The organism is Macrococcus carouselicus, from assembly GCF_004359515.1.
GTDB lineage: Bacteria > Bacillota > Bacilli > Staphylococcales > Staphylococcaceae > Macrococcus > Macrococcus carouselicus.
In genome coordinates, this window is sequence record NZ_SCWD01000001.1 from 859,835 (window position 1) to 883,059 (window position 23,225).

The 23,225-nt window shown below is 47.0% G+C and carries 20 protein-coding genes and 1 other RNA gene; 3 read left to right on the top strand and 18 right to left on the bottom strand.

Going from position 1 to position 23,225, the window contains the following annotated elements; translation table 11 throughout:
* From ERX40_RS04380 to ERX40_RS04425, 10 genes are all read right to left on the bottom strand, one after another.
* A complete protein-coding gene (locus tag ERX40_RS04380; RefSeq protein WP_133417275.1) occupies positions 1-627 on the bottom strand; it encodes an O-methyltransferase in 627 nt (208 codons plus the stop codon).
* A gap of 105 nt (positions 628-732) precedes the next feature.
* On the bottom strand, positions 733-1,860 hold the full coding sequence (gene mltG, locus ERX40_RS04385; RefSeq protein WP_133417276.1) for an endolytic transglycosylase MltG: 1,128 nt from the start codon (positions 1,858-1,860) through the stop codon (positions 733-735).
* A 17-nt stretch (positions 1,861-1,877) separates the two neighbouring features.
* Positions 1,878-2,210, bottom strand: a complete 333-nt coding sequence (locus ERX40_RS04390) for a DUF1292 domain-containing protein (protein WP_133417277.1) — start codon at positions 2,208-2,210, stop codon at positions 1,878-1,880.
* 14 nt (positions 2,211-2,224) lie between these two features.
* Positions 2,225-2,644 (bottom strand): Holliday junction resolvase RuvX, encoded by a 420-nt coding sequence (gene ruvX, locus ERX40_RS04395; RefSeq protein ID WP_133417278.1) that lies wholly within the window; start codon positions 2,642-2,644, stop codon positions 2,225-2,227.
* Positions 2,637-2,906 (bottom strand): IreB family regulatory phosphoprotein, encoded by a 270-nt coding sequence (locus ERX40_RS04400; protein ID WP_133417279.1) that lies wholly within the window; start codon positions 2,904-2,906, stop codon positions 2,637-2,639. Before ERX40_RS04400 ends, ruvX begins: the two co-directional genes overlap by 8 nt.
* A gap of 62 nt (positions 2,907-2,968) precedes the next feature.
* The gene (gene alaS, locus ERX40_RS04405; protein WP_133417280.1) at positions 2,969-5,587 is read right to left on the bottom strand and encodes an alanine--tRNA ligase; all 2,619 of its coding nucleotides are present in this window, start codon (positions 5,585-5,587) and stop codon (positions 2,969-2,971) included.
* A gap of 232 nt (positions 5,588-5,819) precedes the next feature.
* The gene (gene recD2 / locus ERX40_RS04410) at positions 5,820-8,204 is read right to left on the bottom strand and encodes an SF1B family DNA helicase RecD2 (protein WP_133417281.1); all 2,385 of its coding nucleotides are present in this window, start codon (positions 8,202-8,204) and stop codon (positions 5,820-5,822) included.
* Between the two features lie 2 nt (positions 8,205-8,206).
* Complete coding sequence (locus ERX40_RS04415; protein ID WP_133417282.1) at positions 8,207-8,866, bottom strand: tetratricopeptide repeat protein; 660 nt, start codon at positions 8,864-8,866, stop codon at positions 8,207-8,209.
* 53 nt (positions 8,867-8,919) lie between these two features.
* Positions 8,920-10,032: a tRNA 2-thiouridine(34) synthase MnmA gene (mnmA, locus tag ERX40_RS04420; protein ID WP_133417283.1), complete on the bottom strand. Its 1,113-nt coding sequence runs from the start codon at positions 10,030-10,032 to the stop codon at positions 8,920-8,922.
* A gap of 1 nt (position 10,033) precedes the next feature.
* Entirely contained in the window at positions 10,034-11,179 is a 1,146-nt protein-coding gene (locus ERX40_RS04425) for a cysteine desulfurase family protein (protein ID WP_133417284.1), read from the bottom strand.
* Positions 11,180-11,309: 130 nt separating this feature from the next.
* Between ERX40_RS04425 and ERX40_RS04430 the strand changes: the two genes are divergently transcribed.
* The gene (locus ERX40_RS04430) at positions 11,310-12,245 is read left to right on the top strand and encodes a nuclease-related domain-containing protein (RefSeq protein ID WP_133417285.1); all 936 of its coding nucleotides are present in this window, start codon (positions 11,310-11,312) and stop codon (positions 12,243-12,245) included.
* A gap of 147 nt (positions 12,246-12,392) precedes the next feature.
* Positions 12,393-13,391 (top strand): LLM class flavin-dependent oxidoreductase, encoded by a 999-nt coding sequence (locus tag ERX40_RS04435; RefSeq protein ID WP_133417286.1) that lies wholly within the window; start codon positions 12,393-12,395, stop codon positions 13,389-13,391.
* A gap of 27 nt (positions 13,392-13,418) precedes the next feature.
* Here ERX40_RS04435 and cymR read toward each other — a convergent pair whose 3' ends face one another.
* Positions 13,419-13,838, bottom strand: a complete 420-nt coding sequence (gene cymR / locus ERX40_RS04440; RefSeq protein WP_133417287.1) for a cysteine metabolism transcriptional regulator CymR — start codon at positions 13,836-13,838, stop codon at positions 13,419-13,421.
* A gap of 84 nt (positions 13,839-13,922) precedes the next feature.
* Between cymR and ERX40_RS04445 the strand changes: the two genes are divergently transcribed.
* On the top strand, positions 13,923-15,182 hold the full coding sequence (locus tag ERX40_RS04445; RefSeq protein ID WP_133417288.1) for a replication-associated recombination protein A: 1,260 nt from the start codon (positions 13,923-13,925) through the stop codon (positions 15,180-15,182).
* A 96-nt stretch (positions 15,183-15,278) separates the two neighbouring features.
* Here ERX40_RS04445 and ERX40_RS04450 read toward each other — a convergent pair whose 3' ends face one another.
* The 7 genes from ERX40_RS04450 to ERX40_RS04480 form a co-directional block, all read right to left on the bottom strand.
* A complete protein-coding gene (locus tag ERX40_RS04450) occupies positions 15,279-16,052 on the bottom strand; it encodes a tRNA threonylcarbamoyladenosine dehydratase (RefSeq protein WP_133417289.1) in 774 nt (257 codons plus the stop codon).
* Positions 16,053-16,147: 95 nt separating this feature from the next.
* Positions 16,148-16,335: non-coding RNA, 6S RNA (gene ssrS / locus ERX40_RS04455), on the bottom strand.
* Between the two features lie 47 nt (positions 16,336-16,382).
* A complete protein-coding gene (gene aspS, locus ERX40_RS04460; protein ID WP_133417290.1) occupies positions 16,383-18,152 on the bottom strand; it encodes an aspartate--tRNA ligase in 1,770 nt (589 codons plus the stop codon).
* Entirely contained in the window at positions 18,152-19,414 is a 1,263-nt protein-coding gene (gene hisS / locus ERX40_RS04465) for a histidine--tRNA ligase (RefSeq protein WP_133417291.1), read from the bottom strand. Before hisS ends, aspS begins: the two co-directional genes overlap by 1 nt.
* A 293-nt stretch (positions 19,415-19,707) precedes the next feature.
* Positions 19,708-20,541, bottom strand: coding sequence for an N-acetylmuramoyl-L-alanine amidase family protein (locus ERX40_RS04470; protein ID WP_133417292.1), 834 nt, complete (start codon positions 20,539-20,541; stop codon positions 19,708-19,710).
* Positions 20,538-20,990: a D-aminoacyl-tRNA deacylase gene (dtd, locus tag ERX40_RS04475; RefSeq protein ID WP_133417293.1), complete on the bottom strand. Its 453-nt coding sequence runs from the start codon at positions 20,988-20,990 to the stop codon at positions 20,538-20,540. Before dtd ends, ERX40_RS04470 begins: the two co-directional genes overlap by 4 nt.
* Before the next feature lie 9 nt (positions 20,991-20,999).
* The gene (locus tag ERX40_RS04480) at positions 21,000-23,192 is read right to left on the bottom strand and encodes a RelA/SpoT family protein (RefSeq protein ID WP_133417294.1); all 2,193 of its coding nucleotides are present in this window, start codon (positions 23,190-23,192) and stop codon (positions 21,000-21,002) included.
* Positions 23,193-23,225 lie beyond the last annotated feature (33 nt).

Sequence of the window (23,225 nt, forward strand, 5' to 3'; positions counted from 1 at the left end):
TTATATCTCCTTTACCGAGATGCTCATGCCATCTCCTAAATCAATAAAATTCGTCGTGTAGCCTGGCTGTTCTTTTAACCAGTCATTATATTTCTCAATCTTTCTGACCATCTGCTTGACATTGCGATTTCTGACAATCTCAATATTGCCGACAAAGTCATGATACAGAATATTGTCCGTGATGATCAGGCCGCCTTTTCTGACAAGCGGACTGTAGAGCTCAAAGAATTTCTTCGACTGGGCCTTAGCCGCATCGATAAACAATATATCATATTCTCTGTCATTTACCTGGGCAAATGCTTCTGCCGCATCCTCAAAAATCAGACGCAGCTGCTTGTCATAGCCAAATGCCTCTATATTCTGCACGGCCTGTTCATACATCTCCGGACTTCGCTCAATTGTCGTCACGTGCATGCTGTCACTGATGCTCGCAAAATGCATACCACTGTATGCAATCGCAGTGCCGATCTCAAGAATCGACTCCGCCCGATGAATACGAATGAGCTGTTTGACAAGTTCAAGTGCCACTTTATCCATAATCGGGACCTGATGCTCTACAGCATATTTACGCAATTCATCCAGTTTACTGAATGTGTTCAGCTGTGTGATATAATCTCTATTTTCCATCTTATTCAATCCTTTAACAGAAAAACTACCAACCCGGAGGCTGGTAGAATTCATAAGTCATTCAACGTATTCTATCACATTTAGACGTGATTTTTAAGTTATTCATTAAAATCCGATATATTTTGCTTTATTGGCGTTATGCTCTTCAAGTGTTTTAGCGAAATAGTTCTTACCGTTCTTATCTGCAAGGAAATACAGATAATCGGTTTTCGCAGGATTCAGCACACTTTCCATCGATTCCACGCCGCTCGTTGCGATTGGTCCTGGTGGCAGACCACGGTTCTGATAGGTGTTATATGGATCGTCCACTTTCGTATCCTCTTGATACGTCACCTCTTTATGACGTCCCAGTGCATAGAGGACAGTCGGATCTGTCTGCAGTGGCATTTCAGGGTTCTCTTCCATACGGTTGATGAAAACAGAGGCAATTTTCGCACGATCCGTCAGTCCTGTAGCTTCCCGCTCAATCAGTGAACTGAAAGTCAGGAATTCATGGAATGTCAGACGTTTCTGTTCACCTGCTTGATTGATGACGATACCGCCGTATTTATTCCATAGCGGGAAGGCATTATTCTCTGTTGCAGTCAGCATTTTATCTACAATCTTCTCGGTAGTCGGGTGTTCTTCAGTGAAATCATAAGTGGCCGGAAACAAATAACCTTCCAGAGGATGCTTGATATTCTTGTCGAAGACTTTATCAGTGATCAGCTTAGGATGTTTCTTCTGCATTTTTTTAACGAATGCCTTATCATCCACCTGTTTCGTGAATTCACTGGCTTTGATATCGGTGTTCTTCTCAACAATCTTGGCGATTTCATCAAGCGTGATGCCTTCAGGAATGCTCATTTTGAACAGCACCGGCAGATAGACTTCACCTTTTTGCAGGCTCTTGGAAATCTGTTCATAAGTCATGGATGGCGACAATTCATATTTACCCGCCTTGAAGTCAGATATATTGTTGAACTTCAGATAGTACTTAAACATGTCACTGTTTTTGATGATGTGATTAGCTTCTAGTTTCTCACCAATTGCTGTTGCAGTCTCGCCAGGCAGTATTTCGATTTTTGTCACTGCTTTATTTTCAGGATCGAGCGGCTTCTGGCTGGAAGTAAAGTAAGAGAACCCAGCAATACCAGCAATAATAATTCCGATAAGGAAAAGTGTAATGATGAGCGCTGAAGCGAATCTGGAAACCGTAGCCGTATCACGGATTTCTTTATTTCGCTTAGTCATATTGTCTCCCTATTCGTTTAAATATTTTCTTCGTCGATCTCCGTATTGACAATCTCTTCGATCATATCCCACTCTTCGTCCGTTTCAACCGGTAAGAAACGACCGCCATCGCCTTCTTCATTAGGAACGTTGATCATCGGAATCAGCTCAATCTCTTCATCGTCATCTGAGACGCCTTCTTCAGCTAAAATCACGTAATGCTTATCGAACTGCGGGTTATAGAATTCAAGAATTTTACGGTAAAGAACTTCATTGTTGTCCTCGTCAAAAAGTGTTAATAATTCTTCCTCGTTATTGATGTCAAGTGTACCTTGTACTTCTTCATTTTCTTTGTTGAATTCTTCAGTCATAGTCATTCTCCTTATTATTTTGAATTGAGATAGCCTTGTAAAATAAACACTGCTGCCATTTTATCGATAACAGCCTTTCTTTTCTTGCGTGATACATCCGCTTCAAGTAATGAGCGTTCCGCACCGACCGTTGAAAGCCGTTCATCCCACATCACAATTTCGAGTTCTGGACAGGCTTCTTTCAGCAGCTCGCTGTAATGGATTGATGCTTCTCCTCGCGGGCCAACTGTATTGTTCATATTCTTCGGCAGACCGACAACTGCTACAGTCACTTGGTGTTCCTCAATGATTTCTTTGAGACGTTCGATACCAAATATACCTTGTTCTTCATTAATCCGGAGTGTCTCGAGTCCTTGCGCTGTCCAGCCCATTGCATCACTCAGTGCAATACCCACTGTCTTGGATCCGACGTCCAGACCGATCGCCTTATTCATGTGAGTCTTGTTCTGACTGGATATAATGCGTCACCAGCTGCTCCATAATATCATCTCTATCCAATCTCCTGATCTGGTTACGCGCCTCGTTGTGTCTCGGAATATAGGCAGGATCTCCTGACAGAAGATAGCCGACAATCTGGTCAATCGGACTGTATCCTCTTTCTTCAAGCGTGTGGTAGACATTCAGAAGCACTGTCCGTACTTCCTCTTTCGGTAATTCTTCGATATCGAACTTCATGGTCTTATCAAAGTTTTCCACTGAGTTACACCCCTTAACATTGCATTTGTTCACATTGTATCATATCTTAATCGCTGAATAAATTACAGTGATTTAATGTGTTCTTCAACAAACTGTAACGCTTCTGTCACTTTAGAGCAATCATTTGAGCCGCCTTGCGCTGAATCAGGTCGTCCCCCGCCTTTACCGCCTGTCACAGCTGCGACACCTTTAATCAGGTCGCCTGCTTTCACTCGGTCAGTCAGTGATTTCGCTACTGTCGCCATATAATTCAGTTTGTCACCTGCTGCAATCAGGAAGATGACTGTATCAGGCAACTTCGATTTATAGTCATCCATCATATCGCGCAGTTCTTTGGCATCAGCTGCATCAACCTCCATAGTAAGGACGTTAATGCCGTTGATATCTTCAGTCAATGTCGTGACGTCTCCTATCTTTAAGTTCGACAGCTCACGTTTAGTATCTGCCAGTTCTTTAGCCAGTGATTTCTCTGATTGCACCAGCTCTTCCACTTTCCCTTCGAGCTGACCTGCATTTTTCACTTTGAGTGTCTGCACAAGCTGTTCAGCCATCTCCTCAAAGTGAGTCAGGAATTCAAATGCAGCCTGGCCGGTCACTGCTTCAATACGACGGACACCTGCTCCCGTACCAGACTCTGAAACAATTTTGAAGAGACCGATTTCTGATGTATTGCGGACATGGACACCACCGCAGAGCTCAATTGAGAACCTGCTCATCTCCACAACTCGTACTATATCGCCGTATTTCTCGCCGAACAGCGCCATCGCACCCTTATTTTTTGCATCTGCAACCGGCATCTCTTCAATAATGACTTGAATGTTCGCCCAGATTTTCTGATTGACGATGGCCTCCACCTGTTTCAGTTCTTCCGCTGTTACAGGACCGAAGTGTGAGAAGTCAAAGCGCAGGCGGTCTGGCGTCACAAGGGATCCTGCCTGATTGACATGGGTACCGAGCACCTGTTTCAGCGCCGCATGCATCAAATGGGTTGCACTATGGTTTTTAATGATATTGTTACGGAATTCCTGATTAACATTTGCTAATACTGTTGCTCCGCTATGAACACGTCCAAACTTAACCGTACCGGTATGGAGGTTCTGACCGTTAGGTGCTTTGATGACTTCAGTCACTTCAATCTCAAAATCATCATGGCTGACGAGTCCCGTGTCAGCAATCTGACCCCCACTGATGGCATAGAACGGTGTCTCACGCAGAACAAACTGAATGACGTCTCCACTCTCTGCCGATTCAACTACGGTACCGTTCAGGATGATATCTTCGAGCACAGTGGTTGTTTCAAGTGTTTCATAGCCAACGAAGACACTTGGCGTCTTGATATTTGCCAGCGTTTCATTCTGTACCTGCATGCTCTGTATTTTCTGACGGGATTCACGCGCACGTGTCCGCTGTTCCTCCATCGCTTTCTCGAAACCGGCATGGTCAACTTTCAGGCCGTTTTCTTCCGCCAGCTCTTCAGTCAGTTCCACCGGGAAGCCGAATGTATCATAGAGCTTGAAGACATCCTCTCCTCGAAGTTCGGCGTCCGCTGATTCTTTCAGTCGATTGAAATGGACAAGACCTTCTTCAAGTGTCTCATGGAAGCGATCTTCCTCTGACTTGATGACCCGTCCGATGAAATCTTTCTGCTCTTCGACTGATGGATAGTAAGGTTTCATGATCGCTGCTACAATATCGACCAGATTGTACATAAACGGCTCATTGATATCCAGTTTCTGTGCAAAACGGACCGCCCGGCGCAGCAGGCGGCGCAGCACGTACCCACGTCCTTCGTTTGACGGCAGAGCACCATCACCGATAGCAAAAGCGACTGTGCGGATATGGTCAGCGATAACTTTGAAAGCGACATCCATATCCGGATCCGTACCATAGGACTTGCCTGACAGATGTTCTGTCTCCTGAATAATCGGCATGAACAGATCGGTATCATAGTTCGTGCGTACATTCTGTGACACACTCGCCATACGTTCAAGACCCATACCTGTATCGATATTCTGCTTAGGCAGAGGGGAATAAGTGTGATCCGGATTATGGTTGAACTCTGAGAACACCAGATTCCAGATTTCTAAATAACGTTCATTCTCACCGCCTGGATACATCTCCTCAGCTGGATCGTTCTTACCGTATGCCTCGCCGCGGTCGTAGAATATTTCCGTATTCGGACCTGACGGACCTTCACCGATATCCCAGAAGTTCCCTTCAATACGCGTGATTCGGTCATCGGTCAGACCGATATCGTTGATCCAGATCTCATAAGCTTCTGTATCCTCAGGATGGATCGTCACATATAACTTCTCAGGATCCATTGCCATCCACTTTTCGCTCGTCAGGAATTCCCAGGCGAAAGCCACTGCTTCCTTCTTGAAGTAGTCACCGATCGAGAAGTTGCCGAGCATCTCAAAGAATGTATGGTGACGAGCTGTAAATCCGACATTTTCAATATCATTCGTGCGGATGGATTTCTGCGCATTTGTGATTCTTGGATTGTCAGGAATAACTCGCCCATCAAAATATTTCTTTAGAGTCGCCACACCGGAGTTGATCCAGAGAAGCGTGTTGTCATCGATCGGCACAAGCGGCGCTGACGGTTCAATCATATGGCCTTTCTCTACGAAGAAGTCCAGGTACATCTGTCTGATTTCTGCTGCTGTTAAACGTTTCATCAAATCTCTCCCTTAAAATAAAATAAACGTCCATCCCAGAAAGGGACGAACGTGTTCGCGGTACCACCCTAGTTATGACTGACGTCATCACTCAAAAGTTCTATTCTCAATACACTGTATAAGTAGCCTTCAGAGCGTGCTGCATACCTCTCACCGGCCGGTATGTCTCTACGATTTCAGTCCTGCTCCTACTCATCCTATACTGAATAACTAAATTATATGAATTTCCGGGTCACCCGTCAACTGTTTCGTAGTCGTACGGTGTGATACCGTCCATATTGATCATCGGTGCCACCAGATGCATATTGCTTTCTGTCAGTTCACCGACTGCAATCTCATTATTCCCGGCATCTGTATCTTCGTCTTCACCAAAAAAATAACTGCGGAGATGTTCCGTAAAGGAAGTCATCCGCTCAAGACCCATCCGCTTGATCCCATCATCAAACGCCTGTCGTTCACCGCAGATGATCAGCGACTGCTTCGCGCGGGTGAGACCGGTATAAAGAATGTTCTTCTGCAGCATCCGGTAATAAGCACGTACAACCGGCATGATAACAATCGGAAACTCTGACCCCTGAGATTTATGGATGGAGCAGCAGTAGGCATGCGTCAGTTCAGTCAGTTCCTGCTTCGTATAAGTCACTTCATTACCCTCGTAGTCAACGATGACGACATCTTTGTTCAGGGCATTCTCGGCTGCCATGAAGATACCGACCACCTCCCCGATGTCGCCGTTGAAGACATTATCCTCCGGCCGATTGACCAGCTGCAGCACTTTGTCACCGTCACGGTAGATGATATCTCCGAATTCCAGTTCCCGTTTGTCATCTTCTTTCGGATTCAAAATCTGCTGGAGCTCCTTATTCAGAAAGCGAATGCCTGCCTTTCCTTTGTAGATCGGTGCAAGCACCTGAATGTCACGCATATTATAGCCTTTATCAACCGCTCTTGAGACCACCTGATTAATGACAGTTGGAATCTGGTCGGTTGAACAGGGAATGAATGACCGGTCGTTATAGCGTGCCGCAATATCAAATGACTGCCCCTTCTTGATCTGATGCGCAAGTTCTATGATTGATGACCCTTCCTGCTGACGGTAAACTTCCGCGAGTTCGACCTGCGCCATGATTCCGGAGTCAATCAGATCCCTGAAGACCTGCCCGGGGCCGACAGACGGCAGCTGGTCCTGGTCACCGACAAAGACAAGCTGACAGTCGTTCGGTACAGCGCGCATCAGCTGGAACATCAGCCACGTGTCCACCATTGACATCTCATCGATAATGACGAGCTTCGCCGTGATGTCGTTCTCAAGAATATCATCCGGTTTATTTTCGCGTGTCCAGCCGATCAATCTATGAATGGTCGTCGCTTCAAGACCTGTTGATTCTGACAGACGCTTTGATGCACGGCCGGTCGGTGCGGCCACCGCTACAGGGAAATCGGTTCCCTCATAGTCCTTGTAGTCGAGACTGAGTCCGTGCAGTTCCGCATAGAGGTTCACGATGCCTCGTATGACAGTCGTCTTACCTGTACCTGGACCACCGGACAGAATCATCATCCTGCTCTTCATCGCCGTCTCCAGGGCTTCCCGCTGTTTATCAGCATAAGTGACGTCAAATGCCTCCTCCAGCTCACCGATTGCGAGCATGATCTCCGACTGCTCAAACGCTTTAAGTTCATTCTTTGAAGCGGTCAGACGATGCAGAACCTGTACCGTCTTGAGTTCTGCATAATAGAGGCTCGGCATGTAGATGCGGTTGCGGTCACTGACAACCAGCCTCTCCTCACTCAGCTCTGTCAGCTTATTGAGGAGAAGACCTGAGTCGACATTTTCATGGGAAGCGGTCAGTATGTTATAGGCTGCTTCAAGAAGGGCCTGGTCCTCAACATATGTATGGCCATTCTGGAGACAGGCCTGTTCCAGCATGAAGACAAGCGCGGCACGCAGCCGTTCGGGATGACTGCCTTCTATGCCGAGCTTACGAGCCAGTTCATCCGCCTTGTTGAAGCCGATGCCCTGAATATCCATGACGAGCTGATAAGGTGATTGTTCGATGACAGGTAACGTTTCCTCTTTATAGAACTGGAATATCTTCATCGCCAGCTGAGGACCGAATCCCCACTCGTTCAGACGGATCATCGTTTTTTCGATCGCCTGGTTCTCACTGACTGTCTGATAGATCATTTCCTGCTTCTCTTTTGATAATTTTGGAACACGGGTCAGAACCTCTTTATCATTCATAATCTGTGTCAGCGCATCTTCACCGAGCGTATCGACGATCTGTTTAGCCAGTTTTTTGCCGATTCCCTTGAACAGATCACTCGATAAATAATGGATGATTCCGTCTTTTGTCTGAGGCATATCTTTCGCGAACTTCTCGGCGGACAGCTGCTTACCATACTTGGCATGTGCGACTATCTTGCCTGTAAATGTATAGGTGTCCCCTTCAGTAATCTGCGGCAGATAGCCGATAACCGTCGCCTCATCGTCAAAGTCTTCATTCGATTCGAGCACCTCTACTTTCAGCACGGTATAGAAGTTGTCCGCATTCTGAAACATAATGCGGACGATGGTGCCTTTGATAAAGGACTGTTCGAATAAAGACATATTTTCCACGGTTATTCCTCCTTCAGTTGTTCAAACATATTGATGGCGTGACCTGCAAGCAGATGGTCAGGCTGAATCTCGACGATACGGCGGAACTTGACGAGTGCCGCTTCCGCATCTGAATCAAGCATATATGCTGCCAGCGCAAGATTGTAGAGTGCATCAGTATGCTGGGGGTCTGTTGCCAGGACATGATCCAGCACTCTGACTGCCTCCTGGTACATCTCCAGCTGACACAGTACGAGTCCATACTGGAACGCCACTTCCCGGTCATCAGCATTCATCTCGTAGCTGCGCATCAGGTAAGGCATCGCCGTCTTAAAATCACCGAGATTGATGAAACTCATCCCGAGCATATAGAAGGTGTCCGCATCCTGGAGCTGATGACTGACAGCCTTCCGGTAGAGTGTCGCCGCCTCCTGATAGCGTTCCTGATTGAAGTAGATATTCGCCAGACCATAGTAAGCACCGCCGTGCGTCTCATCCAGCGTCAGGGCTTTCTGGAAGAAACGTTCCGCTTCTTCTGTCTTATTGGCATCCGCCAGAATGGTGCCGGCATTGATATAGTGTGTCGCGTCATCCGGCGCCATGTCTATGGCCTTGAAGAGCAGTCCAAGTGCCTTGTCATACTGTTTGTTTCTAATCAATTCCACTAATTGTTCGTCGTTCATAGTACCCTCCATTTTCCAATCATTATAACAAAAAAAGAAGACTCTCGTCTCCTTTATACAACATATGTGAGCTGGCCTGAATTTTTATAGACCTCATCAATCGTTGCACCGCCGAGACAGACCTCGTCCCGATAGAAGACGACTGCCTGGCCGGGCGTGATCGCACGGACAGGTTCAGCGAACGATACTTTCAGCTCAGTCTCAGAAATCTTTTCAACGATGACTGCTGTGTCCTGCTGACGATATCTGAATTTGGCTGTGCATTCAAGCGGCGTACTGAAATCAACCGGATTCACAAAGCTGAAGTCAGAAGCCGTCAGATAGTCGCTGTAGAGTGATTCATGATGGAAGCCCTGTTCAACGTACAGAACATTCTCCTCCAGGTTCTTCCCTGCCACAAACCACGGATCGCCGTCTCCGCCGATACCAAGGCCATGACGCTGACCGATCGTATAGTACATAAGACCTGTGTGTTCACCCATATCCATGCCGTCAAGCGTCGTCATACGACCGCTCTGCGCCGGCAGATACTGGCCGAGGAACTCCTTGAAGTTACGTTCACCGATGAAACAGATGCCGGTCGAATCTTTTTTCTTTGCAGTCGCAAGATTGTTTTCCTCTGCGATCCGGCGGACTTCCGGTTTCTCCAGATGACCGAGTGGGAACATGACATGCTGGAGCTGGGCCTGTGTAAGCTGGTTCAGGAAATAAGTCTGGTCTTTATTGCTGTCATTGCCGCGCAGCATTTCAACGTGACCGTCATCATGTCGTCTGATCTGCGCATAGTGACCTGTCGCAACGTAATCCGCCCCCAGTTTCAGGGCGTGCTCAAGGAAGGCCTTGAACTTGATTTCCTTATTGCACATCACGTCCGGGTTCGGCGTACGTCCTTTTTTATATTCATCAAGGAAATAAGTGAAGACCTTGTCCCAATATTCTTTCTCGAAGTTGACAGCGTAGTAAGGGATGCCGATCTGGTTACAGACTGCGATGACATCCTCATAGTCTGTTGTGGCCGTACAGACCCCGTTCTCGTCCGTATCATCCCAGTTCTTCATGAAGATACCGATGACGTCATAACCCTGCTGCTTCAGAAGCAGCGCTGTCACGGAACTGTCGACACCGCCGGACATACCGACGACGACTTTTGTTTTGTCATTTGTCATTTTATTCGCTTCTTTCTTTATTCATTTCGTATATTTTCAGGAGCTGATCGGCGATATAGTCAATCTCTTCTTCGGTCATCTTGTAGCTGAAGCTGAAACGAACGGACTGCTTCGTACGCGGATCCTCACCGAACATCGCTGTCAGCACATGAGAAGGTTCGATAGAGCCTGCCGTACATGCTGAACCGCTTGAGACAAAAACACCTGCCATATCGAGCAACGTCAGCATGATTTCAACATCGCTGAACGGAAAATAAAGATTCGTGATATGAGGTAACTGCATATTCCGATTGCCATTCATTTCAAACGGAATGTTACGGTCCTGCAGCGCGTTCAAGAAGTATTCTTTTAGTTGCATGAGTCGGACATTGCGTTCGTCCATATGCTCAGTCGCGAGCTTCAGCGCTGTGGCCATGCCCTGAATCAGCGGCACATTCTCAGTGCCGGCACGACGTTTTGTCTCCTGCGCACCACCGAGCTGCTGGAACTCAAGCTCTGTTCCCTGTCTGATGTATAGCAGGCCGATTCCTTTGGGTCCGTAGAACTTATGGGCCGTCAGACTCAGCATATCAATCCCAAGTTCCTTGACATCGATCGGCATGTGTCCCGCCGTCTGTACGGCATCCGTATGGAAAAAGGCCTGATGATTTTTAAGGAGTTCAGCCATTTCATCAACCCGCTGAATCGCACCGACTTCATTATTACCGAACATGACGGAGACAAGGATGGTATCCGGTCTGAGAGCCAGTTTCAGGTCGTTGAGGCTGATTTCACCGTACCGATTGACCGGCAGGTAAGTGACCTCAAAACCTTTTTTCTCAAGATACTGGAAGACATACAGGACAGAATGATGTTCAATCTGTGTTGTGATCAGGTGTCGTCCGAGATGTTCACGCTTATATGCAGCACCCTTGATCGCCGTATTATTGGCTTCAGTCGCACCGCTTGTAAAGAGAATCTCCTTCGGTTCCGCATTCAGTAACCGGGCGATGTCTCGACGTGCGCTATCCACAATATGACGTGCCGCCCGGCCGGTACGGTGAATAGATGAGGGGTTGCCGTACTGTGTGCGGTAAACCTTCATCATCGCCTCACTCACTGCAGGCGCTACTGGTGTCGTCGCTGAATAATCTGCATATACTTCCATCTTGAGAAGCCTCCTTTTTTCAATACTCTATATTAGCATCGATTGCGTGAAATTACCACATTATGAAACTTTACAAAAATTAAAAGAGTAAATTGTCGATTTCGTTCGATTATAGAGTGGAGGTGTTAAGATGAACCGAAAATTAATGGAACTTGAACTACTGAATGCAAGAGGCGGGACCGTAGATATGAAGCAGCTGGATAAAGAGAGGAAAGGCGATGTGGGTGAGAAGCAAGTGCAGAAAATGCTGGAGGGGTATGAGGTTATTCGTGATATATTGCTGGAAGTTGGAGGCAGTTACCTGCAGCTGGATTTTTTAGTTGTTTGCCGGGATAGGATGGTTATTCTTGAAGTGAAACATCATCAGCATGATTATGAAATCATAAAAGGACAGTGGCATTTTATGGATGGAAAAAGCTGTAGCAGTCCTGTACAGCAACTGGAACGTTCAAAAAGCTTAGTAAATAAATGGCTTAAAAAAAGAAATATTTTTATTCGTATTGAGGGATATATCGTCTGGACAAATCCTAACAGTCAGATTTATGGTCTTCAGAAAAGCGACCAGGTAATCAGACCGGGAAAACTAGGAACAATCATCAATCAGTTTGATAGTCACTATAAAAACCCTTATCTCAAGCAACTATTTCTAGATGGACAAATCATAGACTCCCCTTTTTACAGTCCTCAGAATTCATCATCAGAAAGCATTCGAGCCATGCACTGTCCTTATTGCTTTCAGACATCATTAGAGGGTAAAAGAAAACGGATGTATTGTACACGATGCAGTCAGGTAATTGAGCTGAAAGAAATCATTCATTATCAGATCCTGTTTTACTGTGCCCTTAATCAGACAAGTACTTTCCGGGTTTTTCATATCGAACAATTTATCGGGAACCGTATCAGCCGAAGAACTTTATTAACTTACTTTAAGAATTTATTGAGTGACCAGAAAATCATTCAAACGAACTGCTGGACGTACCAACTGAACGAACCCATACACCTCATTATAAACAAACTGGAAATTAAATCTGCTAACTTCCAAGTCATCACGGAAGTCGGAAAATAAAATCATTAATTTCCATTTTCTTTGCTAAGTAAGAAGATAAATGCTTTAATTTCCAGTTAACATCATAACCCACAGGCAATTTAATTCCGTCCTTCTGTATCACAGTGCTAAACTAGGATTACTACCACTCAGAAAGAAGGTCTTTCAATGTCCAATATCAAGATCCCTGTTTCAGTTCTGAATCTCGCGCCGATCCGTGCCGGTGAAGATGCGAAGCAGGCGATTGATAATGTCGTCAGCCTTGCTCAGTACGTCGAGGCGCTCGGCTATAACCGCTTTTGGATTGCAGAACATCATAATACGCCTAATTTGGCCAGTTCAGCAACGGTTGTTCTGATCAACCAGGTACTGAATCATACAGAATCCATCCAGGTCGGGGCCGGCGGTATCATGCTGCCGAACCATGCGCCGCTCGTTGTAGCTGAACAGTTCGGTACGATGGAGACCTTATTTCCGAATCGTCTGAACTTAGGACTCGGTCGTGCGCCCGGCACAGATATGATGACAGCAAGTGCCCTTCGCCGCAGCCAGCATGACTCTGTCCACACATTCCCGGATGACGTCGCTTCTCTTCTTCAGTATTTCGGACCGGAGAACAGACAATCGTATGTACGGGCTTACCCGGGTACGGATACGAATGTACCGGTCTATATCCTCGGTTCTTCAACGGACTCTGCTCATCTTGCAGCACGTCTCGGCCTGCCCTACGTCTTTGCATCTCATTTTGCGCCGGAACAGATGAGGGAAGCAATCGCCATCTACCGCAATCTTTTTACGCCTTCAGAATACCTTGAGAAGCCTTACGTCATGGTCGGTCTGAATGTCATCGCTGCCGAAACGGATGAAGAGGCGGAGTTTCTGGCATCAAGCATGCATATGATGTTCCTGAGCATCATCCGTAACTCCCGGCAGCCGCTTCAGCCACCGACCCACAATATAGATGCCATCTGGAGCCCGCAGGAGAGGCTGATGGCAACTTCTCGAACAGCGACAGGTCTTTTCGGTTCGCCTGAATCAGTCAAGCAGCAGCTGAAAGACTTCCAGAAAGAATATAATGCAGACGAAATCATCGCAGTGTCCTATATATACGATGCCGACAAACAGAAACGCAGCTACAAGATACTGAAGGACATCACCTCATCTTAAAAACGGCTCAGAATTTCTGAGCCGTCTTTAAATATAATACATATATCCTTCAATGACATTCTGTTCGCGGTAATTCATCAAATCTTCAAGCGTCGTCTCATCGAGCACATCTTTGACCGCATCACGAATCTTGATCCATAACTGCTGCTGTGCCGGTGGCTCGTCCTCCAGTGCTTCGACCAGCGTAATCGGACCTTCCAGAAGGCGGATGATATCACCTGCTGTAATATCAGATGGGGCTTTCATCAGCTGATAGCCGCCTTTTGCACCTCGAATACTGCGGATGAGTCCCGCATTTCGGAGCGGACCGACAAGCTGCTCAAGATAAAGGTCACTGAGCTCATTCTCTTCTGCGATGGTCTTAAGAGACACAGTATCCGTGCCATATCTTCTGGCCAGGCTGATCATTAACGTGAGACCGTAGCGGCCTTTTGTAGAAATTTTCATACATGTAGACTCCTTTTCTATTGAATTCAATTCTATCACATCTGGCAGCGAAATAAGGTAAAATTTAATTAAAGGAGGCTCATTATGGAACCATTAGCGTATAGAATGCGACCGACAACGATAGATGATGTCATCGGACAGGAACACCTTGTCGGAGAGAAAGGCATCATCAGAAGAATGGTCACAGCCAGACGTCTGTCCTCCATGATTCTTTACGGACCGCCCGGCACGGGTAAGACCAGTATCGCCCGCGCCATAGCCGGATCCACGGATGCTAAGTTCAGACAGCTGAATGCCGTGACGGATACGAAAAAGGATATGCAGATCATCGCAGAGGAAGCGAAGATGTCAGGCCAGGTGATTCTCCTCCTCGATGAAATCCATCGTCTGGATAAAGCCAAACAGGATTTCCTGCTGCCTCATCTCGAAAACGGCCGAATCATTCTGATCGGGGCAACGACTTCCAATCCGTATCATGCCATCAATCCTGCCATTCGGTCACGGACACAGATCTTTGAACTGGAGCCGTTGACGCCTGATGATATCAGCACGGCCCTTATGCGTGCGCTTCATGATCAGGAGCGTGGTTTCGGTAAGATGGATATCACAGTAGATGAACAAGCAATCGATCACTTCGTTCAGGCTTCCGGCGGTGATGTCCGTGCCAGTCTGAATGCACTTGAACTCGCCGTTCTATCAGCGCCTGAGCCTGTCCATATCACAAGACAGGACGCTCTGGACTGCCTGCAGAAACCTTCATTTAACTTTGATAAGGACGGCGATCAGCACTACGATATCATGAGTGCCTTCCAGAAATCAATACGCGGCAGCGATGTGGATGCCGCGCTTCATTATCTGGCACGACTGATTGAAGGGGGTGACCTGCCGACCCTCACCCGCCGACTACTCGTCATCAGCTTCGAGGATATCGGTCTCGCCTCACCGCAGGCAGCTTCCCGTACACTGTCAGCCATAGAGGCAGCTGAACGTCTCGGTTTCCCGGAAGCAAGAATCCCTTTGTCGCAGGCAGTCATCGAACTCTGTCTGAGTCCAAAATCAAATTCAGCGATCACGGCGATTGACAGCGCATTAAGCGACATCAGAAAAGGAAAATCAGGCGATATTCCGAAGCATCTGAAGGATGGTCATTACACGGGCGCGAAAGATCTGGGTCATGCTGTCGGCTACAAATATCCTCATCACTACGAAGGAGGCTATGTCGAGCAGCAGTATCTGCCTGACAAGCTGAAAAATGCCCGTTATTATGAACCTAAGGATACGAGCAAATCTGAGGCGCAGTTCAAGCAGATCTATGACAATATCAATCAACGTAAAAAGAAGTGACCTCAAGAATGAGGTCACTTCTTTTTCAGTCTGCGAATCCCGTATTCTGAAGAGCGCTGCGGTAATCATTATAAGGTAAAAATAAGTCGTTCAGGCTTATTTCTGTCCTTTATCTTTGACCCGGCTCACCGGTATATCCTTCAGAATATCATTCACGACGTAGCTCGCACAGATCAGACCGACTACACTCGGCACAAAGGCATTTGAGGACGGCGGCATCTGTGCTTTACGGATTTCAGCGTCCGGATTACCGACATAACTCTTCACCTCTTCACGGATGACGATCGGACTCTCATCTGAGAAGACGACCGGAATCCCCTTTGTGATCCGCTCTTTTTTCAGTCGTGTCCGGATGACTTTCGCCATCGGATCAGTATGCGTCTTGGAGATATCCGCAATCCTGAACCGTGTCGGATCCGTCTTGTTGGCTGCTCCCATACTGGAGATCACCTTGATGCCGCGCTTCAGACATTCCTTCATCAGATGGATCTTATAGACGATCGTATCAGACGCATCAATGATATAGTCGATGTCATAACTGAACAAGTCTTCATAAGTCTCCTCTGTATAGAACATATGCATCGATGTGACTTTGCAGTCAGGGTTGATGAGCTTGATCCGTTCTTCCATCAATGTGACTTTCGACATACCGACAGTAGTCGTCAGGGCGTGCAGCTGTCGGTTGACATTCGTGATGTCGACATCATCTTTATCAATCAGAATGATATGACCGATATTGGTTCTGGCGAGAGCCTCTGCTGCAAATGAGCCGACCCCACCGACACCAAGCACAGCAACTGTCATACTGTTCAGTAAGTCCAGGCCCTCCTTGCCATAAGCCAGTTCATTTCTTGAAAACTGATGTTTCATACACTCACATACTTTCTATTATATTCGTTCTTATATCCTACCATACCACTCGTATATATGTACAAAAAAATACAGGACCGAAGTCCTGTATTGCGATAATATCCAACTGAGCCGTCATTATAAAGTTGATTATTTTGGCCTGCTAAATACAGGTGGGTGCCCCGTTTCTTACCTTGCACGTCCTCCAGGAGAGGCGTGTGCTCAGCATGAAAACCTATCTGGCTCCCTAATCAAAAGTGTTAGGTCAAAATAGAAAAACAAATGTCGAACTCTTCAGATATTCATCTTATGACTATATAATAGCACTTTCTGCAGATAATGCAACTATTTCTACTCTGTCATATTGAGTTTTAAACTCAGCTCATCCAGCTGTGCTGAATCTACTGGACTTGGTGCATCTGTCAGCAGACAGGTCGCTGAAGCTGTCTTCGGAAATGCGATGACATCACGCAGGTTGGTACGGCCTGACAATAACATCACCATGCGGTCGAGACCAAGCGCAATGCCACCATGTGGAGGCGCACCGAATTTAAATGCATTCATCAGGAAGCCGAACTGCTCTTCTGCTTCTTCTTTCGAGAATCCTAAAGCTTCGAACATTTTCGCCTGCATGTCCTGATCATGGATACGGATGGAACCGCCGCCCAGTTCGTAGCCATTCAGGACGATATCGTAGGCATTCGCCTGTACTTTATCTTTGTCTGTAATCAGCATATCCACATGTTCTTCTTTAGGTGCTGTGAACGGGTGATGCGCCGCAAAGTAACGTCCCGCTTCCTCATCATACTCAAAGAGCGGCCAGTCAGTCACCCAGAGGAAGTTGAACTGGTTATCATCAATCAGTCCGAGCTCCTTACCGAGCTTATTACGTAAGTTGGCAAGCGCCGCATTCACGACATTCATTTTATCAGCGACAAATAATACGAGGTCACCTGGATTCGCTGCAGTTGTTTTAAGCAGCTTATCAGTGATAGCTTCATCAAAGAATTTAGCGATAGGACCGTTCAGCCCTTCTGCCGTGACTTTCACCCAGGCAAGGCCTTTAGCACCGTAGATTTTAGCAAAGTCCTGCAGCGCATCGATGTCTTTACGTGAATATTTATCAGCCGCTTCTTTAATGACCATCGCTTTGACAGCGCCACCGTTTTCAACTGCTTCCTTGAAGACCTTGAAGTCCATCTTCAGAGCTAAGTCATTCAATGTCTTCAGCTTCATATCAAAGCGTGTATCCGGTTTATCAATACCGTAGTCACGCATCGCTTCCTCGTACGTCATACGCGGAAAAGGCAGCTGGACATCGATGCCTTTCACATCTTTCATGATGCGCGCCATCATACCTTCGTTCATCGCGATGACGTCTTCCTGGTCAACAAAGCTCATCTCAACATCGATCTGCGTGAATTCAGGCTGACGGTCTGCACGCAGATCTTCGTCACGGAAACATTTGACGATCTGGTAGTATTTATCGAAGCCACCGATCATGAGGAGTTGCTTGAAGATCTGCGGTGACTGCGGCAGTGCATAGAATTCGCCGTCATGAACACGAGAAGGAACAAGATAGTCACGTGCGCCTTCCGGTGTTGATTTAGTGAGGACCGGTGTCTCCACTTCGTAGAACCCTGCTTCGTCCAGGTAATTACGGACTGCGCGTGTGATCTGATGACGCATCCGGAACGTCTGTGCAAGGGGTTCACGGCGCAGATCCAGGTAGCGATATTTCAGACGGATATCTTCAGCGATATCCACTTCCGATTCAATCTGGAACGGCGGTGTCTCTGATTTATTGATGACGTTGACCTCAGTCACCTGCACTTCTACTTTACCTGTCTTGATCTTAGTATTCACAACCGCTTCGTCACGTGCAGTCACTTTACCGCGTACTTCTACGACATACTCAGAACGTAATGCCTCTGCAGTCTCAAGCGCCTCTTTAGAGAAATCCGGATTGAAGACAACCTGGACGATGCCTTCGCGGTCACGCAGGTCAATGAAAATGAGTCCGCCGAGGTCACGGCGTTTCTGCACCCATCCTTTCAAAATGACTTCATGCCCGATATATTCTTCTGTGACAAGTCCACAGTATGTTGTACGTTTATTCATTATTTTCTCTCCTTCATATGTGCTGCGATTTCTTCGATTCTGACATCGGTCACTTCACCTGATGTCATCTCTTTAAGACTCACTGTCCCTGTTTCAATTTCATTACTGCCAAGGACAAATGTATATCTTGCACTCAGACGGTCTGCCTGCTTCATCTGTGCCTTCACTTTGCGGTCCAGATAATCCATATCCGCCCGGATGCCCGCTTCGCGGAGGTCAGCAATCAGTTTGACAGCAGTGCGCATTGTCTCCGGCATCGTCACAATAAAGAGATCGAGTCGTTCGTCTGTATCAAGTTCAATTCCTTCCGCTTCAAGCGCGAGTAACAGCCGTTCGATACTGAGCGCAAAGCCGATTCCCGTCTCATTTGGACCATCCAGCATCTCGAGTAAGCCGTTATAACGACCGCCGCCGCAGAGCGTTGTAATGGCACCGAAACCTTCTGCCTCACTCATCATCTCGAAGGCCGTGTGCGTATAATAATCGAGTCCGCGGACCAGACTGGCATCCTCAACGTAAGGGATGCCCAGCTCGTCCAGATAGCCTTTCACCTCTTCGTAGTACTGTCTGGAGTAATCATTCAGATAGTCCGTGATCTTCGGTGCTGATTTCATAGCCGGCTGCCCTCTGTCCACCTTGCAGTCCAGAATACGCATCGGATTCGTATGCAGTCGGTTCTGACAGTCCTGACAGAAATCGCCGATGTGTGGTGTGAAGTGCTCCACAAGCGCCTCCTTATATTCCTTACGGGATTCCACGTCACCGATTGAGTTGATGACCAGTTTCAGTGACTTCAGACCGAATGAGGAATAGATGTGATACAGCATATGGAGCACTTCAGCATCGACAGCCGGGTTCTCAGCGCCGATCGCCTCTACACCGAACTGCACGAACTGACGGAATCGTCCTTTCTGCTTGCGCTCATAGCGAAACATCGGTCCATTATAGAACAGCTTCACCGGCTGATTCGCATGCCCGTGCATCTTGTTCTCGATATAACTTCTGACGACAGCCGCTGTCCCCTCCGGACGAAGCGTCATACTGCGGTTCCCTTTATCCATGAAGGTATACATTTCTTTCTGGACGATATCAGTGGAGTCACCGACACCTCTCGAAAACAAATCTGTACTTTCAAAAATAGGCGTACGAATCTCTTTATAGTTAAAGCTTTTTGCGATTTCAGCAAGCTGGTTCTCAATATACTGCCATTTCGGTGCTTCTTCAGGCAGAATATCCTGTGTGCCTTTAGGTATATTTATCATGTTAATCCTCCTTATAAATATAAAAAAGCCCCTTATGCATAATGCATAAGGGACGAATTGACCGTGTTGCCACCCTAATTGATACCGGAGTATCCTCTCGAAGGACAAGTATCGTTTGTCAGACGGTTCTACTTTCATAGAACTACCTTGTCTACTGTTCACAGACAACCGTTTAATCATCTAATTTCAGCGTGATAGATGTCTCTGAAAATAAACGGATTGTCATTGATAGACTCAAATGGTATAGCTTTTCAGTTAAATTCATAGTACTTCGTCACCGCATTAAAGTCAAGCTAATAGATAAAGTAATTCTTCAGACCATCCACAATCGATGTCGTCACTATTTGCCGGTGCACTCTATCATTCATCAGTTTTTCATCGGTCGGGTTACTAATATAGCCGAGCTCAAGCAGTACTGCAGGTATCTGAGTCTGATGGATGACCTGGAAGTCCTCCCGGCGCACGCCCCGGTCAGATAGAAGTGTCTTCTTCTTGATTGAGAAGTGCAGCGTATCTGCCAGTACCTTCTGGGAATCATGACTATAATAGACGGTCAGTCCATGGGGTGTGGCATCTGCCAGTGCATCACTGTGGAGACTGATAAAGACATCTCCCGTCCCTTTACGATCATCCAGCTTGATGAACTGATCTGTCTCTCTCGTCATGATGACCTTTGCACCTTCTTTTTTCAGCTTATCGCGCAGCATCAGAGCCGTTTTTAAGGTGATATCTTTTTCCAGCGTCCCTTTACTGCTGCTGGCGCCCTGATCAGACCCACCGTGTCCCGGATCGATGATGATGGTCTTTCCTTTAAATGGATCAGCAGCGGGAGTGACGTCAGGCTTGATATTCAGGCTGGTGTGCCAGCCTGCAATCCAGCCCTTTTTATCCTGGTTACCGACGAAATACCATTTGCCTTCATGCTGATAAATCTTCAGCCGCTCTCCCTTATCAACCTTGAAGACGACCGGATAAGAGGCCTGCGGACCGGTTCTCAGCTCGCCGTTCTCAATCATCCGTAATGAGGTCGGGTCTGATATGTCCCGGGTCAGGAAGAAGAAAATCAGCACAGCGAGCAGAATGCCTAGCAGAAGTGCGATCAGCAGGTAAAGTCTGTTTCGTTTCATTGAATTCTGCCATCCAGACTGTCATAGACGATTGTGACAGGGCCGTCATTCACCAGTTCAACGGTCATATCGGCACCGAAGACACCCGTTTTAACGACCAGTCCTTCCTGGCGCAGAAAGTCGTTGAATGCTTCATACATCTTTGCTGCTTCATCAGGCTGACGTGCTTGTGTAAAGCTCGGACGGTTTCCTTTTTTGACGTCTGCATATAATGTGAACTGTGAAATGGACAGAATGCTGCCCGCTACATCCCTGATTGATAGGTTCATCTTGCCCGCATTATCCTCAAACAGCCGGGCTGCCGCTAACTTCTTCGCCATAACCGGCAGATCTTCTTCAGAAGTATCCTCACCGATACCTACCAGCAGCAGATAACCTTGTTCTATTGCTTCAAAATGCGCTTCTGTCGTGACTGATGCACGACTGACACGTTGTACGACTACCCTCATAAGTCACCTCTAATTCCAGATGCGGCTGACCGTATAAATATCACTCAACTGCTTGATACGGTCCACTACTTTCTGCAGTTCCGCTACATTTTTGACCATAATTCCTATATTGATTCTCACATTCTTATCGATGTCAGCGCGACCATGGACATGAACGAGAGAGACCTTGGTTGAATTGACTGCGTGGAGAACTTCGTTAAGAAGACCATTGCGGTCGTAAGCCGTGATTTCAAGGTCGACCTGATAGGTCTGATTCTGGTTGCTCGATGCCACCCAGTTGACGTCAATCAGTCTCTCCTGTTCATCCTTGATATTCGGACATTCAGTACGATGCACTTTGACGCCGTGACCTTTAGTGATATAGCCCACAATCTCATCTCCAGGAATCGGATTGCAGCACTTGGACAGCTTGATCAGCATGTTATCCATACCTTCAACGTAGACACCGGACTCTGTCTCGATATGCGATTTTGCTGCAACTGAACGGTTGACCTCCTGCACCTGATTAAGCGCCTGTTCCTTCATTTTAATACGGATCTTCTCAGACAGCTTCACTACGATATTGCTGGCTGTGAGTCCGCCGAAACCGACTGCGGCGTACATATCATCTACATGGCTGAAATTATATTTCTCCTTCAGCGCATTCAGATTCTCCTCCGTCAGCACTTCATCAAGACGATAACCCTGTTCCTTTATTTCCGCTTCAATCATGAACTTTCCTTTTTCGATATTGCTTGAACGGTCCTGTTTCTTGAAGAAACTGCGTATCTTGCTTTTCGCGCTCGAAGACTTGACAATCTTCAGCCAGTCGCGGCTTGGACCATACGAATGTTTCGATGTACGGATTTCGATGATGTCACCCGTATGAAGTTCGAAATCAATCGGCACAATCTTGCCGTTGACCTTTGCACCGATCATCTTATTACCGACCTCACTATGAACCGCATACGCGAAATCGATCGGTACTGCGCCAATCGGCAGTTCTACGACATCGCTCTCCGGTGTAAAGACATAGACCTTATCACTCTGCAGATCATATTTAAGTGATTCCATAAATGCCTCTGCGTCAAGCGACGTGGAGTCAGCCTCCTCAATCTCTTCAATCCAGCCCATCTTGCTGAGCGACTTCGCCTCATCAGGATTGACCAGCTGTCTGCCCTCTTTGTACGCCCAGTGTGCTGCGACCCCGTGTTCAGCAATCTCATGCATCTCCTGTGTACGGATCTGGATCTCAAGCGGGTCTCCGTTCGGACCGACGACCGTCGTATGCAGTGACTGATACATATTCGGCTTCGGCATGGCGATGTAATCCTTGAAACGACCCGGCATCGGTTTCCATAGCGTATGGACAAGACCCAGCACAGCATAACAGTCTTTGATGGAATCCACGATAACCCGGATCGCCAGCAGATCGAATATCTGATCAAACTGTTTCTTCTGTTTGACCATCTTGCGGTAGATACTGTAGATATGTTTCGGCCGACCGGTGATTTCACCGGCAATTCCTGTAATCTGCATCTCATGCTGGATATTCTCAATCGCATTATGAATATATTCCTCACGCTCACTGCGCTTCTTCTTCATCAGGTGGACGATACGGAAATACTGGATGTTGTCAATGTAGCGAAGCGAGATATCTTCAAGCTCCCATTTAATCGTATTGATACCCAGTCGATGAGCGAGCGGTGCATAGATCTCAAGCGTTTCCTTGGCAATACGGACCTGTTTCTCATGAGACATCGCCTTCAGCGTACGCATATTATGTAATCGGTCAGCCAGTTTGACAAGAATGACACGGACATCCTTAGCAATCGCGATAAATAACTTACGGTGATTCTCTGCCTGCTGCTCCGCTTTTGACCGGTACTTGACCTTCTCAAGCTTTGTGACACCGTCAACAATCGCTGCGACTTCCGTATTGAACATTTCAGCCAGATCATCATATGTATAAGGCGTGTCTTCTACTACATCATGCAGAAAACCTGCCACAATCGTCGGTGCATCCAATTTCATCTCAGCGAGTATACCCGCGACCTGTATCGGATGCATAATATAAGGCAGTCCATTTTTCCGGAACTGTCCCTCGTGCGCTTTTTCTGCAAGTTGATAGCTTTTGACGACAAACTGATAGTCCTCTTCTGACAGGTAGCTGCGCGTCATCGCGAGGACATCATCAGCGGTGTATGGATATTCGTTGTTCATGCTATCACCTCACTGTTTATAGTGTTTTTATCA